At 67.7% G+C, this 22,959-nt stretch carries 23 protein-coding genes; 4 read left to right on the top strand and 19 right to left on the bottom strand.

Translation table 11 applies throughout. The features are described 5' to 3' along the window. Window positions 1–50: 50 nt before the first annotated feature. From MKI84_RS14140 to MKI84_RS14085, 12 genes are all read right to left on the bottom strand, one after another. Entirely contained in the window at window positions 51–1,046 is a 996-nt protein-coding gene (locus tag MKI84_RS14140; RefSeq protein ID WP_241620479.1) for a YncE family protein, read from the bottom strand. Continuing rightward, a complete protein-coding gene (locus tag MKI84_RS14135; protein WP_241620477.1) occupies window positions 1,043–1,570 on the bottom strand; it encodes an SRPBCC family protein in 528 nt (175 codons plus the stop codon). The genes MKI84_RS14140 and MKI84_RS14135 overlap by 4 nt, the downstream gene beginning before the upstream one ends. Window positions 1,571–1,584: 14 nt before the next feature. Beyond that, window positions 1,585–2,562 carry a vWA domain-containing protein gene (locus tag MKI84_RS14130; protein WP_241620475.1) on the bottom strand — a complete coding sequence of 326 codons (978 nt, stop codon included), beginning with the start codon at window positions 2,560–2,562 and terminating at the stop codon, window positions 1,585–1,587. Then, window positions 2,559–3,134 (bottom strand): hypothetical protein, encoded by a 576-nt coding sequence (locus MKI84_RS14125; protein WP_241620473.1) that lies wholly within the window; start codon window positions 3,132–3,134, stop codon window positions 2,559–2,561. Before MKI84_RS14125 ends, MKI84_RS14130 begins: the two co-directional genes overlap by 4 nt. Further along, window positions 3,131–4,207 carry a vWA domain-containing protein gene (locus MKI84_RS14120; protein WP_241620471.1) on the bottom strand — a complete coding sequence of 359 codons (1,077 nt, stop codon included), beginning with the start codon at window positions 4,205–4,207 and terminating at the stop codon, window positions 3,131–3,133. Before MKI84_RS14120 ends, MKI84_RS14125 begins: the two co-directional genes overlap by 4 nt. Further along, entirely contained in the window at window positions 4,204–5,127 is a 924-nt protein-coding gene (locus MKI84_RS14115; protein ID WP_241620470.1) for a nonribosomal peptide synthetase MxaA, read from the bottom strand. The genes MKI84_RS14120 and MKI84_RS14115 overlap by 4 nt, the downstream gene beginning before the upstream one ends. A gap of 1 nt (window position 5,128) precedes the next feature. Beyond that, entirely contained in the window at window positions 5,129–5,992 is an 864-nt protein-coding gene (locus MKI84_RS14110) for a DUF58 domain-containing protein (RefSeq protein WP_241620468.1), read from the bottom strand. Continuing rightward, window positions 5,989–7,020 carry an AAA family ATPase gene (locus tag MKI84_RS14105; protein WP_241620466.1) on the bottom strand — a complete coding sequence of 344 codons (1,032 nt, stop codon included), beginning with the start codon at window positions 7,018–7,020 and terminating at the stop codon, window positions 5,989–5,991. Before MKI84_RS14105 ends, MKI84_RS14110 begins: the two co-directional genes overlap by 4 nt. 198 nt (window positions 7,021–7,218) lie before the next feature. Beyond that, window positions 7,219–7,533: a methanol dehydrogenase [cytochrome c] subunit gene (locus tag MKI84_RS14100; RefSeq protein WP_241620464.1), complete on the bottom strand. Its 315-nt coding sequence runs from the start codon at window positions 7,531–7,533 to the stop codon at window positions 7,219–7,221. Between the two features lie 46 nt (window positions 7,534–7,579). Continuing rightward, window positions 7,580–8,158 carry a cytochrome c(L), periplasmic gene (moxG, locus tag MKI84_RS14095; protein WP_241620462.1) on the bottom strand — a complete coding sequence of 193 codons (579 nt, stop codon included), beginning with the start codon at window positions 8,156–8,158 and terminating at the stop codon, window positions 7,580–7,582. A gap of 71 nt (window positions 8,159–8,229) precedes the next feature. Then, window positions 8,230–9,126: a methanol oxidation system protein MoxJ gene (gene moxJ / locus MKI84_RS14090; RefSeq protein ID WP_241620460.1), complete on the bottom strand. Its 897-nt coding sequence runs from the start codon at window positions 9,124–9,126 to the stop codon at window positions 8,230–8,232. A 105-nt stretch (window positions 9,127–9,231) separates the two neighbouring features. Beyond that, window positions 9,232–11,136, bottom strand: a complete 1,905-nt coding sequence (locus MKI84_RS14085) for a methanol/ethanol family PQQ-dependent dehydrogenase (RefSeq protein WP_241620458.1) — start codon at window positions 11,134–11,136, stop codon at window positions 9,232–9,234. Between the two features lie 454 nt (window positions 11,137–11,590). On the opposite strand from MKI84_RS14085, the gene MKI84_RS14080 reads away from it, so the two are divergent. From MKI84_RS14080 to MKI84_RS14070, 3 genes are read left to right on the top strand one after another with little or no spacing between them, the layout of a single operon-like run. After that, complete coding sequence (locus MKI84_RS14080; RefSeq protein WP_241620456.1) at window positions 11,591–12,109, top strand: hypothetical protein; 519 nt, start codon at window positions 11,591–11,593, stop codon at window positions 12,107–12,109. After that, a complete protein-coding gene (locus tag MKI84_RS14075; RefSeq protein WP_241620454.1) occupies window positions 12,109–13,533 on the top strand; it encodes an ATP-binding protein in 1,425 nt (474 codons plus the stop codon). Before MKI84_RS14080 ends, MKI84_RS14075 begins: the two co-directional genes overlap by 1 nt. After that, window positions 13,533–14,189 (top strand): response regulator transcription factor, encoded by a 657-nt coding sequence (locus MKI84_RS14070; protein ID WP_241620452.1) that lies wholly within the window; start codon window positions 13,533–13,535, stop codon window positions 14,187–14,189. The genes MKI84_RS14075 and MKI84_RS14070 overlap by 1 nt, the downstream gene beginning before the upstream one ends. 13 nt (window positions 14,190–14,202) lie before the next feature. On the opposite strand, the gene tehA is transcribed toward MKI84_RS14070, so the two are convergent. From tehA to MKI84_RS14050, 4 genes are all read right to left on the bottom strand, one after another. Continuing rightward, window positions 14,203–15,216 carry a dicarboxylate transporter/tellurite-resistance protein TehA gene (gene tehA / locus MKI84_RS14065; protein WP_241620450.1) on the bottom strand — a complete coding sequence of 338 codons (1,014 nt, stop codon included), beginning with the start codon at window positions 15,214–15,216 and terminating at the stop codon, window positions 14,203–14,205. Between the two features lie 68 nt (window positions 15,217–15,284). Continuing rightward, window positions 15,285–16,622, bottom strand: coding sequence for a c-type cytochrome (locus MKI84_RS14060; RefSeq protein WP_241620448.1), 1,338 nt, complete (start codon window positions 16,620–16,622; stop codon window positions 15,285–15,287). A gap of 3 nt (window positions 16,623–16,625) precedes the next feature. Then, the gene (locus MKI84_RS14055) at window positions 16,626–18,809 is read right to left on the bottom strand and encodes a xanthine dehydrogenase family protein molybdopterin-binding subunit (RefSeq protein ID WP_241620447.1); all 2,184 of its coding nucleotides are present in this window, start codon (window positions 18,807–18,809) and stop codon (window positions 16,626–16,628) included. Further along, on the bottom strand, window positions 18,793–19,245 hold the full coding sequence (locus MKI84_RS14050; RefSeq protein WP_241620446.1) for a (2Fe-2S)-binding protein: 453 nt from the start codon (window positions 19,243–19,245) through the stop codon (window positions 18,793–18,795). Before MKI84_RS14050 ends, MKI84_RS14055 begins: the two co-directional genes overlap by 17 nt. A gap of 503 nt (window positions 19,246–19,748) precedes the next feature. On the opposite strand from MKI84_RS14050, the gene MKI84_RS14045 reads away from it, so the two are divergent. Beyond that, entirely contained in the window at window positions 19,749–20,765 is a 1,017-nt protein-coding gene (locus MKI84_RS14045) for a GlxA family transcriptional regulator (protein ID WP_342593639.1), read from the top strand. On the opposite strand, the gene MKI84_RS14040 is transcribed toward MKI84_RS14045, so the two are convergent. The 3 genes from MKI84_RS14040 to MKI84_RS14030 all read right to left on the bottom strand — a co-directional run bounded on the left by MKI84_RS14040 (window position 20,710) and on the right by MKI84_RS14030 (window position 22,956). Then, on the bottom strand, window positions 20,710–21,072 hold the full coding sequence (locus MKI84_RS14040) for a hypothetical protein (protein WP_241620445.1): 363 nt from the start codon (window positions 21,070–21,072) through the stop codon (window positions 20,710–20,712). The genes MKI84_RS14045 and MKI84_RS14040 overlap by 56 nt on opposite strands. 106 nt (window positions 21,073–21,178) lie before the next feature. Next, the gene (locus MKI84_RS14035) at window positions 21,179–21,403 is read right to left on the bottom strand and encodes a hypothetical protein (RefSeq protein ID WP_241620444.1); all 225 of its coding nucleotides are present in this window, start codon (window positions 21,401–21,403) and stop codon (window positions 21,179–21,181) included. Window positions 21,404–21,552: 149 nt separating this feature from the next. Further along, complete coding sequence (locus MKI84_RS14030; protein WP_241620443.1) at window positions 21,553–22,956, bottom strand: MFS transporter; 1,404 nt, start codon at window positions 22,954–22,956, stop codon at window positions 21,553–21,555. Window positions 22,957–22,959: the final 3 nt, after the last annotated feature.

Raw genomic sequence — 22,959 nt, 5'->3', positions numbered from 1 at the left:
ACTTGCGCAAACTGTTGGAACCGCGGCGCCCGGCATGGCGCATGTGCGGCTCAGTCCGCCATCCCCTGAGCCCCCAGCATCACGATGCCACGCGGCCCGGCGCCGACGTGAACGCGCCGGACCACTGTCATCTTTGGCAGATCGAGGATCACCACCTCGTCCTCCGCCCAGTCCGCCACCAACGCGCGGGTGGGTGATGCCAGCACGATGCCTTCGGGAAACACCCCGATGCGGGCGCGCTCGATCTTGTCGGGGACGCCCGGCTCGATGATCGTGAGCCCGCCATTCTGCTGATTGGTCACCAGCACGCGCGCACCGTCCGGCGTCACCGCCACGCCGTAGGGCATAAGCCCGGCCTTGACCCGCGCGGTCTCCCGAAGGCGCGCCGTATCGATGATCGACAGATCGTTGCTGCGCACATTGCCGACATACAGCGCGCCGCCATCGGGCGCGAGCGCGAGCGCGAAAGGCGCGGTGCCGACGGTCACCTCGCCGACCCGCTTCATGCCTGCGATATCCACGACGCTGACGCGGTTGCTTTCGCGGTCGGCGACATAGGCGAGGTGCCGACGCTCATCCGTCACGAGATGGGCCGGCGAGCGCCCTACCGCCACGCGGCCGGTCTCGCGGCCTGTCGCGGCGTCGAGCCGGATCACGGCATCGGCCGACCAGTCGGTCACCAGCAGGTCGGCACCACCGCGCGCCAGGGCAAGACCGAACGGCTCCTTGCCGTGGGACACGTCCATGGTCACGGTCCCGGCGTCGAGGTCCAGCCGGGACACCCGGCCGAGATCGGGGTGCGAGACAAACGCGTTCTTGCCGTCCGGCGAGGCGACCAGCGAAGCCGGCACGCCCGGGACCTTGAAGCTGCGGAGCAGGCGGGCGTTATCGACGTCGATGACGCTGACCGTGCCGGCCTGCTGCGAGACCACGGCGGCATATGGCCTGGTCGCGCCAAGGACGGGGAGTGATGGCCATGCCGCCGCCGCGCCCGCGCCGAGCATCTGCGCGCAGAAGCGACGGCGCGAGGGGGCGTGCGGGGTCACGGCTGTTCCGCCTTGTCCTTCAATCCCTTGAGGCCCTCGGTGATGAAACCGGTCATGGCATCGATGGCCGCCTGGTCGTTCTTGTCCTCCGGCGGTTCGTTGGTGGTGTCCGCGCGATAGAAGCGCGCGCTCCAGACCACCTCGCTGCCGGCCGCTGCCGGCTTCACCTCGATGCTGCCGGTGTAGAAGCTGACCGGGAAGACGTCGACATTCTCCTTCAGCAGGCGATAGGAGATGCGCTTGCCCGCCGCATCCACCTCATCCAGCCCCTCGGTGATCTCGCCCTTCTCCAGCGTCAGCGTGCGCTCGGCGCCCGCCGCATTGCCGCCGGTCGCCACCACCTTCTTCACCAGCTTCTGCCATGTGCCGATGTCGCCAAAGGCGGAGACCAGTTGCCACACCACATCCGGAGGGGCGTTGATGGTGATGGTCTCGTCGGCCCGCTGCGGTGTCGGGCCATGGGCGAGCAGCGGCGGGACGCAAAGCAGAACGAAGCCTAACGCAAACGCGAGGGGGCGAAACATCGTCGTGTTATCCTTCAGTGCAGGTGAACAGGATCGCGGCGCGCGGCAGCGGCGCCGACGCCGAACAGCGCGGTGAGCGAGAGCAGGGCGAAAGCGGCGGGCAGCGCGGAGGTGTCCACCCGCACCTCCACCGGACGGGCGCGGGTGCCGGCCTCGACCGCCGAGATCACCGTGGCGGGCGTGCTCAGGGCTGCGTAGCCGAGCCCGGTCTGGGCGGCGATCGCGCGCAGATGCTCCGCGCGCATCGCGCTCAGATGTTCGGTGCCGGTCGCCGCCTCGCCGCCCCAGGGCGCGTTGCGCGGGTTGTAGCCGGCGCGGGAGGGGGCATCGGCCGGAGGCGGCCCGCTGCGGTTCTCCTGCGGGACGTCGCTTTCCCCATAGAAGCCGACCTCTCTGCCGTCCCGGTCGAATTTCGGGATCGGCGAAGGCTCCGTACCGCCGACGCCGACAAGAACGCCGGCAACCTTGCCCGGTTCGCCGTCGAAGGCCGGGAGCTCACCGCCGGCGAGCGGGGGTGCCTCGTGGCCATCGGTCAGGAAGACAAGATCGGCGCCGAGGCCCTGCGCCATGGCAATGGCGCCATGCACGCCGCGCGCGACATAGCTGTCGCCCTCCCAAGCCATGCGCCAGTCGAGGTCATCGATCGCCCCGTCAATGGCGGAGAAGTTCTCGCAGACCTCGGCCGGCTCGAACAGAAGGAAGCTGCGCCGCTCGGTGAAGATGCCAAGGCCGAGGCGCGACTGGCAGGGCAGGCCGGCGAGCAGCCGCCGCGCGCCCTCCTTGGCCTGCGAAAGCCGGGTTGCCGGCGGACCGCCTGGCCGGCCGTCGCGCACATTCATGCTGCCGGTGACGTCGATCACCAGAATGAGGTCCCGCGCCTCGCGTGCCATGGTGAGGCGCGGCGCGCCGATCGCGGCAAGCGTCAGCGCCAGCGCAAGGACCAGAAGCCAGAACCGCCCGTCGCGCGCGATAAGGTGAGCCCGCCGGGTCATGGCAATCCCTGTGGCAGGCCGGGCAGATCGGTCCAGAGCCGCTTGGCGGCTTCCGGCGGGATCTCCTCGCCATCGACATCGATCTGCGGGAAGTCGCGCACCAACCGCATCGCGATGTCGAGATTGTACTTGGCGTCCCAGAAGCCGGGATCGAGCGTCAGCGCGCGGCGATAGCCGTCCTTGGCGAGCCGCACCAGCGGTATGGCCGGGTCGATGTCATTCGTGCCGAGATGATCGATGGCAAGCCTCAGGCGCGCATTCGCCATGTCGTAGAGCGACGCGACCGCCAGCGGGCGGTTGCCGTCCACGGCCAGCCGGTTGAGCAGCGGCTGGGCCTCGTCCAGCCGGTCGCGGTAGGTGAAGAAGTGCAGCCGGGCGAACAGCACCTCAGGCGCGGCATCGGGCGAGACCGCAACCTCCTGCCCCGCCGCCAGCGCCGCGATGGTGGCGTTGTCGGCGCGCTCGGCATGGAGCCGGGCGCCGAACCACAGGGCGCCGGCAAGGCCGATCACCAGCACGGCGACGCTCGACAGGATGACAAGGCGGCCGGTTCGCCGGCGTTCGATACTCACGCCGCCCTCCTCGGTTCGTCGGCGATAGCAGAGGCTCGAACATCGGGTAGCCGAGAGGGCATGAGACGGCGTTCGGCGAGCTTGGCGATAACGAGCAATCCGAGGCAGAGCGCCGCGATAAGGTACGCCACCCGCGCGAGATCGCGGCGCGGCACGCGCTCCAGATAGCGGATCGGCCGGGTTTCCTGCCGGTCGATCTCGGTGATCGCCTGACCCACCGCTTCCGGGCTGGTCGCCTCGAAGGCGCGATAGGGTACGCCGAGGCTCTCCAGGAACAGGTGCAGATGCCGCTCCGGATTGGCCTGCGGCGTATCCTCGCCCGGTGGCGGCACGTCGAAAATACCCTTGGAGCCGCGCGAGCGCAGGAACAGCCAGTAGAGATGCACCGGCGTACGCGCTACGGCGTCGCGCAGCGCCTCCTGCACGCGGCGGTCGATCAGCGCGGCGCCGTCCGAGACCAGAAGCACGGCGCGCGAGCTCTCGTCGGTATCCTCGCTGAAATAAGAGAAGGCCAGCGCCAACCCGCGGCCGACATCGGTGAAGGCGAGGCCCGGCCGGTCGATCGCGGCAATGGCGGCATCCACCACGGCGTGATGATCGGTGAGCGGCAGCACCGGCATGGGCGAGGTCGAGAACGCAGCCACCGCGATGCGGTCATGCGGGCGGCGGGCGACGAAATCGGTCAGCAGTCGTTTGGCGGCGGCGGATTTCGATTCCTGATCGCCGGTCGGGGCGCGGTCGGCGAAGCTGTTGTCCATGCTGGAGGAGCGGTCGAGCAGCAGCACCAGATGCGCGCCCGTGCCCTCGCGCTCGACGCTCTGCTCACGCCGGTGCAGGCCCGCCATGCCGAGCACCAGCGCCAGTATCGCGACCATGCCGGCAAGGCGCAGCGCGGCGCTCATCAGGCGCGAGACGCGATCCTCCGGAATGAGGGCGATGGCCGGCACGCCGCCGCGCCGGAACGGCGTGGCGAGCAGCGGCAGCAGCGCGAGCATCAGCAATGCCAGCACGGCGGGATGATCGACGCCCCAATGGCCGCTCAGTCCGTCCCATGCCGTCGCCACCCATTTCATGACGCCTCCCGCTCGACCGCGCGCAGGCGCCGGGCAAGGGCGAGCAATTCGCCGGGTGGCAGTGCGCGTTGGGCGCCGGGCGCATCCCCGCCGAAGAACACATCGCGCGACACGGCGAACAGCCGCCGCACCTCGCCCTCGACGGCGCGGAAGGCGGGATGCGCGGCGAAGAAGCCCGGCAGATCCTCCGCGAACAGGCCGTGCCCGGCGGTGGTGTCGAAGGCGCGATGCAGCGCCATCAGCGAGCCGCGATAGGCGCTCTCCGAGGATGGGGACCCCAGCGCCCCCGCCATGGCCCGCGCGGCCATGGCGAAGGGACGCGCGCGGCGCCGATGGAACGGCCACCAGCCCATCTGCCAGGCGAGCACGGCCAGCGCGCCGAGCGCGATCACAAGCGAGGCCAACAGCGCGTGGCGGGTCCCGGCTGTCGGGATCATCCGCGGCGCAGTATCGGGCCGCAGCGTCATGGCCTGCCCGGGCGTGCTGGTCATCACCTCGCGCAGCGGCGAGGACAGGAACGACCAGCCCGGCACGTTGACCGCCACGCGCCGCGCGCCGTCAGTGGCCGAAAGCGCGATCGCGGGAATGTCGAGCCGGCGCGGCTCCAGCGGGGCGTAGAAGGTCTGGTAGGTCAGGCCCAGCGTGTAGCGGTGCTGGCCACCTTCGACGCCGTGATCGTCGAGACGGACCTCGCGCAGGTCAAGCCAGTAATTGAGCGCGCGCGGGGTCGGGAGCGCGGCGGGGTCGAGCGTGAAGGGAGCGTCGAGCGTGATGTCGGCCGTCAGCGTCAGCGCATCGCCGATGACATAGCCGAAGGCGCGCGGCGCATAGAGATCGACGGCGCGCACCTGCGCCGCGGCCGGCGTGGCGCCGGCGATCGCGAGCAGAGCGAGGAAAGCGAGCCGGAGGCGCCGCGCCATCTCACCCCTCCATCAGCCGGCGCGCCAGCGCATCGGGGTCGAAGGCGTCCTTGAGGTCGAGCGGACGCAGGCCACGCCGTGCGAACAGCTCGCCCAGCGCCTCGCGACGCCGGAGCGCGTCGGCGATCCAGCGTCGGCGCAAGCCGGGCCGCATGAACACCAGCCGGACGGCGCCGGTTTCCAGATCGCCAAGCTCGATCAGCCCCCAATTCGGCAGCGCCTCCTCGACCGCCCCGTCCCGCACCACGACCGGCACCACATCATGCCGCCAGAGCGCGTCGAGCAGGCGCGCGGTCTCGTCGAGCGGGGCGAGGAAATCGGAGACGAGAAACACCAGCGCGCGCCGGGCCGGCAGGCGCCCGGCGGCCTCGAACAGGCCGGCAGCGCCGAGGCCGGCGGGCTGGGCGGCAGCGAGCCTCGCGCGTACCTCCTCTTCAAGCCCGCGCCGCCGCGAGAGGGGAATGGAGATATCGTCGCGCAGGTGGGCATCGCAGCCGAACAGAGCGAAGCTGTCGCCCGAGCGCACGGCGGACAGTGCAAGCACCGAGCAAAGCTCGGCCACCCGCCCGGCCACCGCCGCGCCGAAGCGCATCGAGCCGGACAGGTCCACCAGCGCCGCCACCGGCACCGTTCGACGCGGCGCGAACTGGCGGACGTGGAGGTCGCCATAGGGATCGCGCAGCGAGGCGCGCAGGTCGATGCGGCGGGGATCGGGCTGGCGCAGCAGCGGAACGTGGCGGCGGAACTCGCCTTCCGCGCCATCGCCATGGCCGGGATGCGCGCCGGGGACGATTCCCTCCGGCCGCCAGCGCAGGCGATAGGGCAGCGGCGTCGGATGGGGTGGGCGAATGATCGGACCGCTCATGGCGCCGGCACCCGCTCGAACACGCGGGCGATGAGTTCGCCGACAATGCCCTCGCGGCGCAGCTCATAGACCGGATCGATGAAGATGCGGTGCGCCATGACCTCGGGAAAGACGGCGCGCAGATCCTCCGGCACCACCATGTCGCGCCCCTCCAGCCACGCGCGCACCCGCGCCGCGCGGATGAGGTAGCTCATGCCGCGCGGACTGGCGCCGCCGTGCACGAGCCGATCCATATCGACGCCATCAATGGCGATGCCGAAGGCGCGGGGCGCGCGGATCGCCTCCCAGAGCGCCAGCGTGTAGGTCTCGAGCGTCTCGCTCGTCCGCACGCCGGACTGGATGGCCCGGGCTATCGTTTCCAGCGTCGCCGGGTCGAGGCCGCCATGCTTCACCTCGGTGAGCAGCGCGTCGACATTGTGGAAGCGGGTGTCGAAGACCAGGGAGCGCCGCGCGGCCTCGTCGGCCGGCATGGCGACCTGCACCTCCATCAGGAAACGGTCGCGCGCGGCGGCGGGAAGCTCGAAGGTCTCTTCCCGCTCCACGCGGTTGCGGTCGGCGAAGACCTGCACATGGGGAAAATGATAGTCGCGGTTGAAGGCCGAGACCGAGCGCTCGGCCATCAGCCGCAGCAGCAGCGAATGCACCTGCGGGCGGGCGCGGTTGATCTCGTTGAAGAAGAAGACGGACAGGTCCTCGCCCTGACGCAGCAGCGGACCGGGATCGATGCGCGGCTTGCCGTCCTCGCCGAGATGGGCGTGATAGATGAGGTCGGCGGGCATCAGGTCGATGGTGCCTTCGATGCGCTCGAAGCTGCCACCGATGGCGCGGGCAAGGGCCCGCAGCAGCGTGGTCTTGCCGACGCCGACATCACCTTCCAGCAGCACATGGCCGCGCGCGAAGGTGGCGATGGTAAGCAGCCGTATGACCCGCTGCTGCCCGAGCACCACCCTGGCGATTTCGCGCTCGAAGCGCAGCGCCTGCTCCCGCCACTCCGACAGGACGGAATCCGTTTCGCGAACGACGCGCATCCGTAAGCCCTTCCAGCACGCGGGCACACGGCACGTGCCGCCCCCGAAAAGGGCGCGGCCCACGCAGACGGGAGACCCGTTTGACGTCGGCCGCGCCAGTTACCCACATTCCGGACTGAGTGCCCAGAGGATCGCGGGGCAGAAGGAGATGAAACTGCCGCCCCAAGTGGGTTCGTGAATTCAGGTCTGGAGAGGCCGTCAGTTCGTCGGAATCTTCTTCACGTCGTAGATGAACTGACCGGTCTTCTGGAAATAGGCGACGCGCTGGGCGTTCCGCTCTTCCATCTCCTTGATGGACTGCGACTGCTTGTTCAGTTCCTTGGGGTCGTGCTTGGGATCGTATTTGGAACCCGCGACCTTTTCCGGATAGCCGGGCTTGGCTTCCCAGCAATTGCCCGGCGCCTTGCAGTTGGTGCCGTCATAGGCGGCCGCGCTCACGACAAGGCCGAGGGCGAACACCCCGGCGCCGGCCAGAAGGCAGGTGAACTTCACGGTACGGTCGATCATCCTCATGCTGCGTCTCCTCGTTTCCACCTTGTTATGACGGGCCGTTTTGGGATCAGCCCGCCTGTCCGCCGCACTTGGGAGGCATCTCTTCGGATGGCTCGACGTGCTTGGCGTTGGCATTGAAGGGCTTGAATGTGCTGCGCTGCTCGCTGGTCAGCCACACCGCGTCCTTCGGGTCGTCCTTGTAGAGATGGCGCACCCAGGCCATGGCGAGCAGCATCTCGTTCATGTTCAGAGCGCCGTACATCGGCCCCATCTGCCCGTTCGCGCCGCCGAAGATGGTTTCGAACAGGCCCTGGTCAGTCTCGTTCTTCGGGTAGGTCCAGTAGGAATCGTTGAGACCTGGCCCGATCTTGCCCTCGCCGTAATGGCCGTGGCAGCCCGAGCACATGGAGAGAAAGATCTCGTGCGCCTTGGGCAGGCAGACCGGGTCCTCGTTGTAGATATTGACCCCGGTCTCGAGGAAGGTCTTCACCGCCTTGGTGTCGCGCCCCTCCTCCGGGGCTTCCGAGAGTTCGAGCGGCTGGCCGGTCACGGTGTTGGTCAGCATGATCGCGGCGCGCGCGCCGAAGCCGAGCGAACCGATGACGATGACCGCCACCGCGGCCTTTATGAGCGTTTTCTTGGTCATCGAACCTTTTCACATCGCGGGTGCGGAGCGTCCGGCACCGGCGGCGGGCCGCCGCCGGGTCGCGAGAACGGTCAGGTGTTGGGGTCCAGAAGCGGGATGCCCTCGTCGGTCAGGATCTGCTCGATCTGCCCGCGCGCCTTCTGCAGCCCGGCATTGATCTCGGCCAGCAGCGCCGCGTCGTTCTTCCGAACGCCGATCGCCTGGTCGTAATGCATGGGGATCGGCTTATCGTTCGGCCGGTCGACATCCGTGGAGATGACCGTCATGCGCAGCGGCGTGCTGGCCTTGGTCACGTAGCGGGCCACCTCGGGGGCGAAGGCGATGGCCACGTCGGCATCGCCGTTCGAGACTTCGGTGACCAGCCGGTCGCCGGGCACCTGAATCCACTGGTTGCGGCGCGATTTGAAGTTCACCAGCGAATACATGTACGCCGCGTTGTCCTCGAAGCGGCCGATGCGCTTCAGCATCGTTTCCGCCGGCGAGTAGAACCGCACGGCGAACCGCGTCTGGTCCTTGATCTGGGGGTCCTGCCAGTCGCTGGTGGTGATGTTGCGGTCGGCGCGGGTCACCAGCACGTAGCCGGTGCGGTAATAAGGGCTTGAGGTGAGCAGGCGCTCATCGCCCACATCCACGCCCATCACGACGTCGCAATTGTTCTTTTCGAGCTGGTCGCGCACCAGATAGATGCCGGGCTGGTCGCTGCGCACGAACACCGCCTTGCGGCCCATGGCCTCGGCGAGCGCCTTGGCGACGCGATCCTCGAAGCCGGATGAATCCGGCGTGGAGAACGGCGCCTCGACATTGGAGGCGCAGATGCGCAGTTCCTTGGCGCCCGGTGCGCCGGCGGCCGTTGCCGGAGCCGCGGTTCCGGTGGCGGCGCCCAGCGCGAGGCCGGCGGCCACGAGGGCAAGACGGCTGATGACGTTACGGCTGATGACATGGGCCAAAGTCATGCGGGGCCTGGACATGAAACATTCCTCCGAGACGGATGCACACGCATTCCCAAGGGATTTCAGGGCCGGTGCCGCCCGTCGCGCGGAGAACAGCGCGGCGGGCGGTTCCGGAGCGGACGATCAGTTGCTGGTGCGGATGATCTCGGTCGAGTATTCGCCGACCTTCGGATCGTCATAGGGACCCTTGCCGTCGAGCGAGAACACCATCACGCCGCCACCCATCTGGGTGTAGTGCTGGAGCTGCTTGAACGCGCCCACCGAGCCGAGGCCGGCGGTCGGGTCGTTCAGGTCGAACACCAGGCCGACACCCGGCCAGCCGCCGACACCGTAATAAATGGCGACGTACTGCGTGCCGTTATGGGTGTAGGTCATGGGATGACCGATGACGCCGGACGGCAGCTTGAACTTCCACAGCAGCTCGCCGGTGTCGCTGTCGCGGGCCTTGATGAAGCCGTCGAGCGTTCCGTAGAACACCACGCCGCCGGCCGTGGCGAGCGTGCCGCCCCAGGCCGCGAAGCGCTCCATCACTTCCCACTTGTACTTGTTGTTGATGGAGTCGTAGGCCTTCACCTGGCCGAGACCTTCATAGGTCTGGCGGTCGCCCTTCGGGCCGGGATACATCCACAGGGTCGCGCCGACGAAGAACTGGCCGGCACGGTAGGGAAGCATGAAGGGCTCCCAGTCCATGCAGATATGGTTGATGCCCATGAAGAAGGACTTGCGCTCCGGGTCGTAGGAGTCGTGGCCCTGGTTGTGGTAGCCCATCGCCGAGGGGCAGATGTCGCGGCCCTTGTGGTCCATGCGCGTGGCATATTCCGGGTCGCGCTGCGGCAGGCCGGTCTTGAGGTCGACCTGCTTCACCCAGTTGACCGTGTCGTCGATCTTGTCGGCGGAGATCAGGTCGCCATTCTCGCGATCGAGCGTGTAGACGATGCCGTTGCGGTCGGGATGGGTGAGAAGCTTGCGCATCTTCCCTTCCTTGTCCTGCTGCTCGGACAGCATCATGACGTTGACGCCGGCATAGTCCCATTCGTCGTGCGGGGTCTTCTGGTAGCCGAACTTGGCCATGCCGGTGTCGATGTCGCGACCCCAGATGGTCATGGTCCACTTGTTGTCGCCCGGCCGCATGGTCTCGTTCCACGGCGCCGGGTTGCCCGAGCCGTAATAGAACAGGTTGGTGCCCGGATCGAAGGCGTACCAGCCCCAGTTGGTGCCGCCGCCGATCTTCCAGGCCTCGCCTTCCCAGGTCGCCTGGCCGAGGCCCTTCTGGCCGTAATGCGGGTTGGCACTGTTGAAGTCGTCGCTGAGCCGCACTTCCTCATCCGGGCCGGTGGCATAGGCGCGCCACTTCTGGGCGCCGGTCGGGATGTCGTAGGCGGTGACATAGCCGCGCACGCCGAGTTCGGCGCCCGAGGAGCCGATCAGCACGGTGTCCTTCACCACGTAAGGCGCGATGGTGAGGGTGGAGCCGACCTTGATGTCGGAATTCTCCAGCTTCCAGTACTCCTCGCCGGTCTTGGCGTTGAGCGCCACGACATTGCCGTCGAGCTGGGTCTTGAGGATCAGCGGGCCGACCTTGTCATTGCCGGGCCAATAGGCGAGGCCGCGATTGACCACGTCGCAACAGGCCACCGCGCGGGCGGTCGGGTTCTGCTTGGGCTTGTGCTGCCACAGGATCTTGCCGGGATCGTCGAGACCGACGGCGAAGGTCGTGTTCGGGAACGGCGAGTGAATATACATCACGCCGTCGACGACCAGCGGAGTGCCTTCATGCCCGCTCAGCACGCCGGTGGAGAACGACCAGGCGGCCTTGAGGTTCTTGACGTTCTCCTTGGTGACCTGATTGGCCTCGCTGTAATTGTTGGCGCTGTAGTTCTTGCCGGTCATCGGCCAGTTGTCGGTATTCTTCGACAGCTCGACCAATTTGTCGTTCGCAGCCGCAGGCACCGAAGCGCCGAAGCTGACAGCGGCCGCCAGAGCGGCGACGACGGAGAGTGCCGACACTGAAGAGTGCAGTCGACTCATTGGACTTCCCTCGCGTTTCCATTTCCCAGGCCGTTCCGCCTCTTTCTCCGGCGCGTTGCCGCGAGCGAGGACGGATTTCTTCGATCCACTTCTTCCCGCCCCGCGGGTATGGCGTTTCCGCTGGGCGTTGTTTCTAAGGGGAAGTGAATTTCTTATGATCTTCTAATTATTTCGTTCGATCCTGATGTTATTGTTCGCGTCGAAGTTCATTCGTGTCTTTAGGCAAGATGGAAATTCTGGCCGGGAACTTTTCCCTGAGTCAGGAGCGTTTTCGCCGAAGCGGGCCGGAACGCTTGCCGCCGCCTCGCAAAAATGTTTCCATTCCAAAGTCTTGAACCTTACCGACCGCCGCCGCTTCGATTCCTCACGCGTCTCGGAATCGCGCGACTGGCCGACATCGAGGTAAAAGATGAGGATCGCTCAAGTAATATTTATAAGAACATCATAAGTATAAATGAACGCCAGATCGCCTCGCCTTGCCGGCGCCGTCCTTGGAGCGGTCGCCGCTTTTGCCCTCGCCGGCTGCTCCGACGAGGCGCAGCCGGAATCGCGCGAGCGCGTCACGGCGTCGGCCAGCAATGAGATCGCCCGCAAGACCTGGCTGCAGCCGACCGACGGAACACCGCCCGGGCTGTGGCTCGCAAGCCGGGATTCAGGGCACGATCTCTCGCCCGACGCACCCGCCGTCGCCGGCTGGCACGCGCGCCTTGCCGATGCCGATGAACGCTTCGGCGAAACGGACCGGATGATCGCCAATCGCGCGGTGCAACTCGAAGCCATGCTCGGCGAGATCGGGATCAAGGAGAGCGCCGAAGAGATCATCGCGGGCTTTGCCGCCTTTGCCGGAAAGGGCGCGCGGGCCGGCTTCAGCGATCTGTGCCAGCACTATTACAATCTGCGCGCCCAGGGCCTCTCCCGCGAGGCGAGCTTCGCCGCCTTGAAGGCCGAAGCGCAACCGGGAGGCGCGCCGTGATGGCCTTCGTACCGGGACCGGCTTCGGGATTCCCGCGCCACCGCTCGCTGCGCTGGCAGGTGATGACGGCGGTGATCGCGATCAATCTGTGCGCCGCGCTGGTCGCCCTGGTGGTGGTGATCGCCAATGCCCGGCGCGCCACGGAAGCCGAAATCCTGTCCTCGCTCGCCGTCGCCGAGCGTCTGGTGCAGGACCGGGTGGAGCGCGTCACCTCGGAGGGCGCGGGCTCCGATGCTCTCGCTCGGCTGCCGCTGCATCTCGGGGGTGTGCGCCATGTGCGCCTGCGCATCGAATCCGCCGATGGCCGGGTGATCGATGTCCCCTCCACAGCCGACGAGGGGGAACACGCGGCGGATGAACGGGAGGTGCCGGGCTGGTTCACCGCCCTCATCACCGTGGCGCGGCCCGAGCGCGCCTTTCCCGTGGTCGCGGATGGCCGGATGCTTGGCCGGGTCGTGGTGGCGGGCGAGGCCTCCGACGAGATCGAGGAGGTCTGGGAGGACATGTCGGCGCTCGCCTTGCTGGCGGTCGCCGTCAACCTCGCCATCCTTGCCGCGCTCTATGTCGTGCTGGGGCGGTTGCTCATGCCGCTGAAGACGCTGTCCGCCGGGCTCTCCGAACTGGAGGCCGGGCGCTTCGAGCATCGGCTGCCGACGCCGAGCGTGCGCGAACTCGCCATGATAACCGATCGTTTCAACGCGCTCGGAGCGGCCTTGAAGCTGGCGCGCGACGACAACGCGCAGCTCAACGAGCGGCTGATCCGGGTGCAGGACGACGAGCGCCGCGAGATCGCCTCGGAGTTGCACGACGAACTCGGACCCTGCGTGTTCGGCCTGCGCGCCAATCTGGAATCGCTGGTCCGCCTCTCCGCGCGGGCCGAGCCGGAACTCGCCCGCCGCATCGGGGAGCGGAGCGCGACCATGGTCGAGATCATCGATCGCATCCAGGGGCTGAACCGTCGCCTGCTGCGCCGCATCCGGCCCATGGCGCTCGGCCATGTGCCGCTGGCCGCGGTGATCGCCGACCTTGTCGCCGATTTTGAGAGCCACGCCCCCGACCGGCAGTTCCAGCTTTCCACCGAGGGCCTGGTGGAGCGCTATGGCGATTGCATCGACCTCACGGTCTATCGCTGCATTCAGGAGGCGGCGACCAATGCCCTGCGCCATGGCGGTGCGCGGAACATCTCGATAGAAGCGAAGAGCGAGGACGGGCGCATCGCCCTGCTCATTGCCGATGACGGCTCCGGCTTTGAACCCGGCGCGCTGCCGGGTTACGGCCTCATCGGCATTGAGGAACGCATCAGCGTGCTGGGTGGCAACTGGCGTATCACGCCGAACCAGCCCCGCGGGACCCGGGTTTCGATCAGCATTCCCACCCCTGCCGGCGACGCCGGCGCGACCAACCGGAAAAGGGCCTCCGCCTGATGACCAGCGTCCTTGTCATCGATGACCATCCCATCGTGCTGCAGGGATGCCGCCGCCTGCTGGAGGATGCCGGCGTCGAGCGCGTGCTGGAGGCGGGAACGGTGCTGGCGGGCTATCGCCTGTTCCGCCGCGAGAAGCCCGATGTGGTGATCATCGACCTGTCCCTGCAGGGCAACGGGCTGAGCGGGCTGTTGCTGGTGCGCCGCCTGCGCGCCCAGAGCTCGCGGATGCCGATCCTGGTGTTCTCCATGCATGGCGATCCGGTGATCGCCAGCCGCGCGCTGGAGGCCGGGGCCAATGGCTATGTGCTGAAGGACACCGCGCCGGGCGCCCTGCTGGAAGCCTTCGACCGGATAAGGCGCGGCCACCCTTATATCAGCCCCGACCTCGCGGTTCAGGTGGCGATGCTGAATGCCCGCGGCGACACCCCGCTGGGGGATGTCACGCCCCGCGAGTTGCAGACCCTTTCGCTGCTGGCCGAGGGCCGGGATTACACCCAGATCGCCGAGGAACTGGGCCTGAGCTACAAGACGGTCGCCAATACCTGCTCGCAGCTGAAGGTGAAACTCGACGCCGCCACGCTCCCGGAACTGGTCCGCAGGGCGATCCAGTACGTCTCCACCTCCCCCGGCCAGAGCGGGCGGGGATGGCGATGAGATCGGGCCGGCGTCAGCCGTCGGCGCGGGCGGGTGGCGCCGGCAGTGGTGACGGGGCCGGCGCGGTCAGCAGACGGCCGTTGGCCAATCGGTGGAGCGTGCCCAGAGCCACGATCAGCACGACGGCATTGGCGAAGACGAACAGCACCGGGGCGAGATAGCGGACCGTGCCATCGTCGCCGAGCGCGATGAGGCGGATCGGCGCGGTGGCCAGAGCGGTCACGCCGAAGGTGAAGGCCCAGTAGGACGGCGCGAAAGGCTCGCGCAGGATCCACGGCAACAGCCGCAGGATGATGAGCGCCTGCATCACGCCATAGCCGATCATGGCATGGGCGAACAGGAACGGCGCCTGCGGGGCCACCGCAATCAGCGACACCGCGCCCACCACGGGCGGCGCCAGCTGAATGCCGAGGGTCGGCCGCAGCGCGCTCGCCATGTTCGGCGCGGTCAGCATCCGGTGGAGCAGCACGGATTCGATGGCGAGCCAGCCGAAGAAGCCCATGCCGAAGAAAAACTGGCCGAGATCGGCGAGCCCCAGAGCGCCGCCCACCGTGCCGATGACAAAACTGCCGGCAACCGTCGGCAGATAGAGCACCGCCGTCGTGTGGCTGTGGTCGCGCTCACCGAGCCACAACCCGCCGGTGCGCCAGATGGCGAAGCCGAGCGTGAACACAGCGCCCGCGATGTAAAGCGCGAGGGCCGCACCATGGGAATAGGGAATAAGCCCGCCGGCCACCAGCATCGTCGCCACGCCCGCGAGGCCGATGAAGCAGCACTGGATCGGATGGGCGGCCTCGACCAGCGCCGCCTCCCGCGCCACGATCCATTTCAACGCATAGAGCGCGGTGACCACGACCCAGACCAGCCCGGCGATCAGCAGGATCACCTCGCCGACGAGGGAGGGCAAGCCCCAGGCAAGATGGGCGGCGCGCCACGTCCCGCCGAGCCCGGCGAGACCGAGAACCATGCCGAAATAGGAGGCGGGCACGAGAGGAATGCGGGGGCTGGCTGCGGGTGGGGTTGGCATGGCGTCTCTCTCGCTGCGGTCGGAACCTGCGGCCGCAGGCGGCACTGGATGGGCGGCCTCCAGCCTGCTCACTCCATCTCCCGTAGCCTTGCGATGTCGGCGGCGGTGAGTCCAGAGGGCGCGGCACCGAAGCGGGCGGTGACGTAATTGGCGACGGCGGCCACTTCCGCGTTGGAATAGGCGTGGCCGAAGCCGGGCATGTAGGGGTGGCCGGGCCAGGTCGGGCCGGAACCGTGCAGCACCATCAGCGCGACATTGGTGCCGCTCGGATCGTTGACGCCGCGCACGCCGGTGAGTTGCGCTTCGCTTCGGACCGCGCCGGCGCCGGTCCAGTCATGGCAGCTCGCGCAATTGCCCTGAAACACGCGCTGACCGACCGGGTTGTCGAGGCTGGCGAGAACCGGCGTGGCCGGGGCGGCGCCCGCCAGCGCCGGCAGGTCGCCGGCAACCGGGGGCACGCTCCTCAGATAGGTGACGATCGCGGCGATATCCGAGGGCGTCAGGTGCGACAGGCTGAGCTCGACCGCCTCGCCCATCGGGCCGGAGGCCGCTCCCCGCCCCTTCGCATGGCCGGCGGCGAGATAGGCGGCGAGTTGCTCGGCCGACCAGTCGCCAACGCCGCTGACCTTGTCGGCGCTGATGTTGTAGGCGCTCCAGCCTTCGGCGACGCCGCCGCCGAATTTCCGGCGCTGGTCGAGCGCCTGCATCAGGTTGCGCGGGGTGTGACACTCCCCGCAATGGCCGGTGGCCTCGACCAGATAGGCCCCGCGATTCCATTCCGGGCTCTGCTCCGGCACCGGCCGGAAGCGTTCATCCGGATTGAACAGCGTCGCCCAGATCGCCATCAGCCAGCGCTGGTTGAAGGGAAAGGCGAAGGTGTTCGGCTTGTTTTCCTGCCTCACCGGCTTCAGCGCGAACAGATGCGCCTTGATGGCCAGCACGTCCTCGTCGGTCATGAGGGTGTAGGAGGGATAGGGGAAGGCCGGGTAATAGCGCGAGCCATCCGGCGCGATGCCGCGATGGACGGCATCAAGGAACTGCGCGTCGGTCCACGTGCCGATGCCGGTCTCGGGATCGGGCGTGATGTTCGGCGTGTAGATGGTGCCGAAGGGCAGCACGAAAGGCCGACCGCCAGCGAAGGGCTGGCCGCCCTTGGCCGTGTGGCAGGCTTCGCAGTCGCCCATGCGGGCGATGTATTCGCGCGTCGTCGCCGGGTCCGCACTCGCAAGCTCGACCGGGAGGCCGGTCGGCGAGGCACCCTTGTAGTCGGCCAGGGCCACCGGGTCGCCACCGGCGAAGCCGTAGGGGCCGGGCTGGAGCACCATCCAGCCAACCACGCCGAGAGCGACGACGCCAATGACGACAGCGGCACCCGCCACCGAGAAGACCAGTGTTTTCGCGCGCATGGTTCACACCGCCTTGGCAATGCGGGCCGGGTCGACCGGCATCCGCGTCAGCTGCACGCCCGTCGCGGCGAAGATGGCGTTCGCGACCGCCGGCTGCACGATCACCGTGCCCGGCTCGCCGATGCCGCCGGGCTTTTCCGTGCTGCCGATGATCTCCACCTCGATAGCCGGCATCTCGTCGATGCGGATCAGCCGATAGTCATGAAAGTTGCTCTGCTGGATGCTGCCGCCCTCGATGGTGATGGCGTCGTGCAGCACGGTGGTGATGCCGAAGGTCGCGCCGCCCTGGATCTGCGCGACCACGATATCGGGATTGATGACGCGCCCGACATCGGCGGCGATGACCACGCGGGTCACGCGCACATCGCCGCTATCGGCGATCGCCACATCGGCGACGCAGGCGAGGAAACTGCCGAAAGCGTGCATCAGCGCGACGCCCCGCCCGACCCGCGCACCAGACGGCGAGGCCGGCGCCGGCGTGCCCCAGCGCGCCTTCGCAGCCGCCGCGTTCAGCACGGCGAGCGCGCGCGGCGTCTTGTCCAGCATGCCGCGCCGGAAGTCGACCGGATCGACGCCGGTCTGCTTCGCGATCAGGTCGAGGAAGCTCTCGGCCGAGAACACGCTGCTGTTCGGCCCGACACCCCGCCAGAAGCCGACCGGAACCGGGGATTCGTGGCGAATATATTCGACGAGCACGCTGTCGAAGCCGTAGGGCGAATCCACCGCCCCGTCGACGGCGTCGCCGTCGATGCCGTTCTTGAACGCGGGCGGCAGCCAGCGCGCGAGGATCGAGGCGCCGGTCACGCGATGATGCCACGCCGTCACCTTGCCGTTCTCGACGCGCGCCTTCAGCCGGTCGTGATAGAGCGGGCGCAGGATATCCTGCTTGATATCCTCCTCGCGCGACCAAGTGACCTTCACCGGCCCGTCGACCTTCGCGGCGATGCGGGCGGCGATCTTGGCGTAATCCGCCTCCAGCCGTCGGCCGAATCCGCCGCCGATGATGTGGTTGTTGACGCTCACCTTTGACGGATCGATGCCTAGCGCCTTGGCGGCGCCCATCTGGCAGAAGCCCGGCACCTGGGTGCCGACCCAGATCTCGCATTGCCCGTCATGCACATGCACGGTGCAGTTCAGCGGCTCCATCGGCGTATGGGCGAGGAAGGGCAGTTCATAGCTCGCCTCGAACAGCGTGCCGCCATTCAGCGCGGCCAGAGCCTCGCCCTCCTTCTGCGCGACGACGCCGGGGCCCTGCGAGGCCTTCTCGATGTCGGCCCAGAGCTGCGCCTGATCGAGCCCGGCATGCGGGCCGGCCGTCCAGTCGACGACCAGCGCGGCGAGCCCCTGCTGGGCCGCCCATGTGTTGTCGGCGACCACCGCGACCAGATCGTCCAGCACCACCACCTGCCGCACGCCGGGCTGGGCGAGGGCCGGCGCGTCGTCGACACGGGCCACGGTGCCGCCGATCACCGGCGAGGCCATGAGCGCCGCGAATTTCATGCCCGGACGGATGACGTCTATGCCATAGACCGTCTTGCCGACGGCTTTGTCCGGCGTGTCGATGCGGTGAGCCGGCGTCCCGATGAGACGGAACTGCGCGGGATCCTTGAGCGTGACCTCCGCCGCCGGCGGCACGGTGGCCGCCCGGTCGGCGAGCGCGCCGTAGGCGAGCGTCCGCCCGCTGCCGGGGTCCGAGACCATGCCCTTTTCCGTGGTCAGCGTGGCCGGATCGACGCCCCATTCGGCGGCGGCAGCGGCCACCAGCATCGCCCGCGCCGTCGCGCCGGCTTTGCGCAGCGGCTCGGTCCACGCCATTGTGGTGGTCGACCCGCCGGTGGCCTGCACCACGAAGAGCGGGTTGCCGTATTTCGGCTGGTCCGGCGGGGCATGGATCGCGATGATCTGGTCAAGGCCGATGTCGAGTTCCTCCGCAAGGCACATGGCCTGCGAGGTATAGGCGCCCTGCCCCATCTCGACCGACGGCATGATCAGCTCGACGCGCCCCTCGGGCGGCACATGCACGAAGGCATTGAGCGGCGCGCCGGTGGAAGCCGGCTCGTCGGCCCGGGCGCGACGCACCGGCAGTTCGATGCCGATCATCAGCCCGCCGAGAACCGCCGCGCCGCCGCGCAGCAGGGCGCGCCGCGACAGCGCCGGGCCGTGATTGTCCTCAAGATCGCGCAGCATGCTTGATCCCCTCGCGGATGCGTACATACGTGCCGCAGCGGCACAGATTGCCGGCCATCGCCGCATCGATGGCGGCATCGTTCGGGGCGGGATTGGCCGCGAGCAGCGCCGCCGCCGACATGATCTGCCCCGGCTGGCAGTAGCCGCACTGGATCACTTCGAGGTCGAGCCAGGCTTTCTGGACCTTCGCGCCCTCCGGGGTGGCACCGACGCCCTCGATAGTGGTGATTGCCTGCGTGCCCACATCGCCGACGGCAAGCTGGCACGAGCGCACCGCCACGCCATCGAGATGCACGGTGCACGCCCCGCACTGGGCGATACCGCAGCCGAACTTGGTACCGGTCATGCCCAGCACGTCGCGCAGCACCCACAGCAGCGGGGTCTCATCCGGGACATCGACGCTGCGGCGGGAACCATTGATGGTGAGGTCTGTCATAGAGCCCTCTTCAAGGAATGTAAGGCGCGCCGAAGACGCTATTCATCGGGGAAGTGACGGCCAGTCGCCCCACGGGGGAGCGTCATACTGAAGCGACGTCCTCAAGATTGGCCGCCCGAGGCGTAGCCCGGCGCATGAGACCGACAACGTCATGATGCCGTGATTTCAGATCATTCCAATGTAAATTGACCCAGAAGTTTTCGATCCGCACGGTCGAGGACGTAAGGGCTTCAGGACGAGGTGATGCGGCGTGCCCGCACACCGCTCTTCACATGCGATGGGTCATTCCGCGCCCTCCGAGCGCGTTGCCGATCTCGATAGCTTCAATCAGGAGGATGTCGCTGAAATCATTGACGATGGCGGATTTCATGCGAGATCCCGCCGTGCTGCGCGGGATTGCAGGATGACTAGCAGCGCGCCTCGTGCCTGCAGGACATAGATGTCATCATTCCCGCCACGCGGGTGGTGACAAGCCCGGAACGCAACCATCTTCGGCCGCGGGCATGAAGAGAAGGGAGCATGAAGATCGGTCTGGTGTCTGCCCGGACTTTCAGGTCATCGGGCTCGTGGCGTTCGCGGCGTTCGAAGTGGCCAATAAGAGGATGGGCGAAACCATCTATCAGCTCGACGTGCTGTCGGAGGAGGGAGGACCGATCATGTCCTCATCCGGCATGTCGGCACTCACGAAGGGGCTCTATGCCGATGTCTACGATACATTGATCGTCGGCGCCGGACTGGAGATACCGACCGCATCGCCGGGTCTGGTCAGACTGCTGCGGTCCTCCGACGAAAATGCCCGACGGGTCGCCGCCATTTGCCTCGGCGCCTTCGTCCTGGGAGATGCGGGGTTTTTGAGCGGCCGGCGGGCAACCACGCACTGGCGTTATGCGAAGGCGCTGCAGGAGCGTTTCCCGAGCTGCCGTGTCGATATGGACAAGATATTCATCGAGGACGGCACGATCTGGACCTCGGCCGGGATGACAGCGGGAATCGACCTCGTCATCGGCATGATCGAGCGTGATCACGGCAATGAACTGGCGCGCACGGTCGCGAAAAGCATGGTGATGTATCATCGCCGGTCGGGCGGACAATCCCAGCATTCCGCTCTTCTCGACTCCAACGCGCGCGAGGACAGGGTGCAGCGGGCCATGAATCACGCCCGCGCAAATCTGAGGACCAGGCTTCGAGGAACTGCCGATGCGGCGAGCCTCAGTCCTCGCCAGTTCGCCCGGTTGTTCAGGGACGAGACGGGCACCACGCCCGCCAAGGCCGTCGAGATGCGGCGTGCGGAAGCGGCGAAATCGATGCTGGAGCAGTCTCGCCTGCCGATCGAGGAAATCGCGCGCGAGGTGGGGGTCGAGAACAGGGAGCGGATGCGGCTCGCCTTCAGCCGCATGCATTGGCGAGATACCCCGATCGGTCCGAAGCGACGCCGCCCCCCTCGCGACCCGATAGCGCGACGCGCTAGCCAAGCCGAAGGTTGGAAAGGTCGATCAACACGACCAGCGGCTCGGGGCTGAAACTGCCATCCGGCTGCCGGGCGAAGATGCGCCGCCGGGTCGGAAAGCGGATGCCCGAGACCTCGACATAATCACTGACGAAATGCGCGCCGGGCGTGCTTCCGGCGATCTCCACATTGTAGTCGTGATGCCTCAGCAGGCCGTCGCCGTCGAAGTAGAGCGTTTGGAAGGTGCTGTGCGCGGCGATGCTCGCCGGGAAGCGGACCGCGAGGCGACGCCAGTCGCCGGTGTCGGTCGGCCAGGGCTCCAGTCCTCGGATTCCATGCCCGGCCAGGCGAGCAGGAACGGCATGGTGAGAGGTCCACATCGCGCAACCGGCGAAATAGGCAAGTTGCAGCTCGGTCCACGGGGTCTGGAGCGCATGGCCGTCAAAGCTCCGCCTCGGCTCGGCAAGCTCATCAAGGACCGTACCGTCATCGCCTTCCAGCGCAACGCGGCCGGCTGGCCCGACAGGGGGCGTGGGACGCCCACAGCTGCTTCAGGCCGACGGTGACGGTTGTGTGCTCCGGCGTCTGCGGATGCCCCTTCAGGCCCCACAATGCGCCCCCCTGAACCAGCACCGCCGGCACCTGCTCGAACTGCTCCCACAGCGGCAGCCCTCCATGGGCCTCGATGACGACATCCTTCAAACGGGACATGGCGGGCTCCGGCGACAGCACGAGGTCATGAAAAGGCGATCCGGGGCCGACCTTAAGGGATCGCCGGAAGCAGCCGAATGCCATGCTTTGTTTCGAGCCATGGGAAGAGGTGCGCGCCCCGGTGGCGTTTCTCGCGTCGCCCGACGGCGTCAGACCCGCCGCAGCGGCAACGTGCAGGCCAGCGCCGCCGCCAGCGCCGCCAGGGCGCCGATCAGCAGGAAACCGGCGCGGAACGCCTGGGCGATGTCCGCCCGGATCGCCGGCGTGACCGCCGCCAGCGCCGCTTCCTCGCGCCCCAGCAGATCGCTCAGCATGCTGGCGGCATCGCTGCCGGCGAGATTGATTATCATGAAGATCACGGTGCCGATCAATGCGGTGCCGAAGGCGGCGCCGAGCGAGCGCGACAGCTGCACCGACGCCGCCGCCCGCCCCAGATGATGCGTACCCGCCGCCCATTGCACGGTGATCTGAACCACCGCCATCACGCTGCCCATGAAGAAGGAGGTGACGCCGAGCATGATAGAGGCGGCCAGGGTGGACAGGCTCGGCGACAGCCAGGCGAAGGTCAGCATGCTCAGCGCCGCCAGCGTCAGCCCGATCGAGGGAAAGATAGCGGTGCGCCCGGTCTCGCTCACCAGTCGCCCGGTAAGAATCGAGCCCAGGCCGATGCACGCGGTCATGGGCAGCATCACCAGTCCCGCTTTCGCCGCCGAGGTGCCGTGCACGACGCACAGATAGATCGGGATGAACGTGATCAGGGACACCATGCAGGCCCCATGCAGGAAGGCCAGCGCATCGCTGCGCCAGATCGCCGGGGTACCGAGCAGGGTGAGGGGCAGCAGCGGCTGGCTCGCCCGCTGCTCCCGCCAGATCAGCAGCGGCAGGAGCACCAGCGACACGCCGATCAGCGTCATGAAACGCGGGATCGACAGCGAGGCGAGATCCTGTAGCTGTTCCATCGCGATCAGCGCGCTGGTGACGGTGAGCGCGAACAGGATCACCCCGGCATAGTCGAAACGGAAATTCTCGGCGGGCGCGCGATGCGCCGGCAGGCGACCGACCAGAAAAGCCGCCGCCGCCGCCACCGGCAGGTTGACCAGGAACACCGCCTGCCATCCGAAGCCCTCGGCCAGCACGCCGCCGAGCACGGGGCCGATGGTGCTCGCGGTCACCGCCACCGAGGCCGTGTAGCTCTGGAAGTGGCCGCGCTGGCGGGGCGGCACGGATTCGCCGATCAGGGCGTGCGAGAGCGTCATCAGCCCGCCGCCGCCCAGCCCCTGCGCGAAGCGCCCGAGCGCCAGCATCTCCACGCTGGTGGCGAAGGCGCACAGGACGGAGAAGAAGGACACGGAGCCGAGCGCCACCAGAAGCAGCCGCTTGCGCCCGAACGAATCGCCCAGAAGACCGAACACGGGTGCCGAGATCGTGATGGCCACCAGATAGGCCACCATGATCCAGGAAAGCCGTTCAACGCTTCCGAGGTCCTGGCCGATGCTCGGCAACGCCGTGGCGACGATCGTCTGGTCGACGATGCCGAGGAACATCGGGAGCATGAT

Source organism: Ancylobacter gelatini, assembly GCF_022601675.1.
GTDB classification, from domain to species: domain Bacteria; phylum Pseudomonadota; class Alphaproteobacteria; order Rhizobiales; family Xanthobacteraceae; genus Ancylobacter; species Ancylobacter gelatini.
This window is presented reverse-complemented; position numbering and strand designations above follow the sequence as displayed.

What these genes read in the sequence shown, in the direction of transcription:
- MKI84_RS14080 (WP_241620456.1), top strand. Translation starts at nt 11,591, where the DNA reads ATGAACGCCAGATCGCCTCGCCTTGCCGGCGCCGTCCTTGGAGCGGTC.
- MKI84_RS14135 (WP_241620477.1), bottom strand. Translation starts at nt 1,570, where the DNA reads ATGTTTCGCCCCCTCGCGTTTGCGTTAGGCTTCGTTCTGCTTTGCGTC.
- MKI84_RS14120 (WP_241620471.1), bottom strand. Translation starts at nt 4,207, where the DNA reads ATGAAATGGGTGGCGACGGCATGGGACGGACTGAGCGGCCATTGGGGC.
- MKI84_RS14110 (WP_241620468.1), bottom strand. Translation starts at nt 5,992, where the DNA reads ATGAGCGGTCCGATCATTCGCCCACCCCATCCGACGCCGCTGCCCTAT.
- MKI84_RS14040 (WP_241620445.1), bottom strand. Translation starts at nt 21,072, where the DNA reads ATGTGGACCTCTCACCATGCCGTTCCTGCTCGCCTGGCCGGGCATGGA.
- MKI84_RS14100 (WP_241620464.1), bottom strand. Translation starts at nt 7,533, where the DNA reads ATGAGGATGATCGACCGTACCGTGAAGTTCACCTGCCTTCTGGCCGGC.
- moxJ (WP_241620460.1), bottom strand. Translation starts at nt 9,126, where the DNA reads ATGTCCAGGCCCCGCATGACTTTGGCCCATGTCATCAGCCGTAACGTC.
- MKI84_RS14070 (WP_241620452.1), top strand. Translation starts at nt 13,533, where the DNA reads ATGACCAGCGTCCTTGTCATCGATGACCATCCCATCGTGCTGCAGGGA.
- MKI84_RS14035 (WP_241620444.1), bottom strand. Translation starts at nt 21,403, where the DNA reads ATGTCCCGTTTGAAGGATGTCGTCATCGAGGCCCATGGAGGGCTGCCG.
- MKI84_RS14050 (WP_241620446.1), bottom strand. Translation starts at nt 19,245, where the DNA reads ATGACAGACCTCACCATCAATGGTTCCCGCCGCAGCGTCGATGTCCCG.
- MKI84_RS14115 (WP_241620470.1), bottom strand. Translation starts at nt 5,127, where the DNA reads ATGGCGCGGCGCCTCCGGCTCGCTTTCCTCGCTCTGCTCGCGATCGCC.
- MKI84_RS14130 (WP_241620475.1), bottom strand. Translation starts at nt 2,562, where the DNA reads ATGACCCGGCGGGCTCACCTTATCGCGCGCGACGGGCGGTTCTGGCTT.
- tehA (WP_241620450.1), bottom strand. Translation starts at nt 15,216, where the DNA reads ATGCCAACCCCACCCGCAGCCAGCCCCCGCATTCCTCTCGTGCCCGCC.
- MKI84_RS14085 (WP_241620458.1), bottom strand. Translation starts at nt 11,136, where the DNA reads ATGAGTCGACTGCACTCTTCAGTGTCGGCACTCTCCGTCGTCGCCGCT.
- MKI84_RS14060 (WP_241620448.1), bottom strand. Translation starts at nt 16,622, where the DNA reads ATGCGCGCGAAAACACTGGTCTTCTCGGTGGCGGGTGCCGCTGTCGTC.
- MKI84_RS14075 (WP_241620454.1), top strand. Translation starts at nt 12,109, where the DNA reads ATGGCCTTCGTACCGGGACCGGCTTCGGGATTCCCGCGCCACCGCTCG.
- MKI84_RS14045 (WP_342593639.1), top strand. Translation starts at nt 19,749, where the DNA reads ATGAAGAGAAGGGAGCATGAAGATCGGTCTGGTGTCTGCCCGGACTTT.
- MKI84_RS14030 (WP_241620443.1), bottom strand. Translation starts at nt 22,956, where the DNA reads ATGCTCCCGATGTTCCTCGGCATCGTCGACCAGACGATCGTCGCCACG.
- MKI84_RS14105 (WP_241620466.1), bottom strand. Translation starts at nt 7,020, where the DNA reads ATGCGCGTCGTTCGCGAAACGGATTCCGTCCTGTCGGAGTGGCGGGAG.
- moxG (WP_241620462.1), bottom strand. Translation starts at nt 8,158, where the DNA reads ATGACCAAGAAAACGCTCATAAAGGCCGCGGTGGCGGTCATCGTCATC.
- MKI84_RS14055 (WP_241620447.1), bottom strand. Translation starts at nt 18,809, where the DNA reads ATGCTGCGCGATCTTGAGGACAATCACGGCCCGGCGCTGTCGCGGCGC.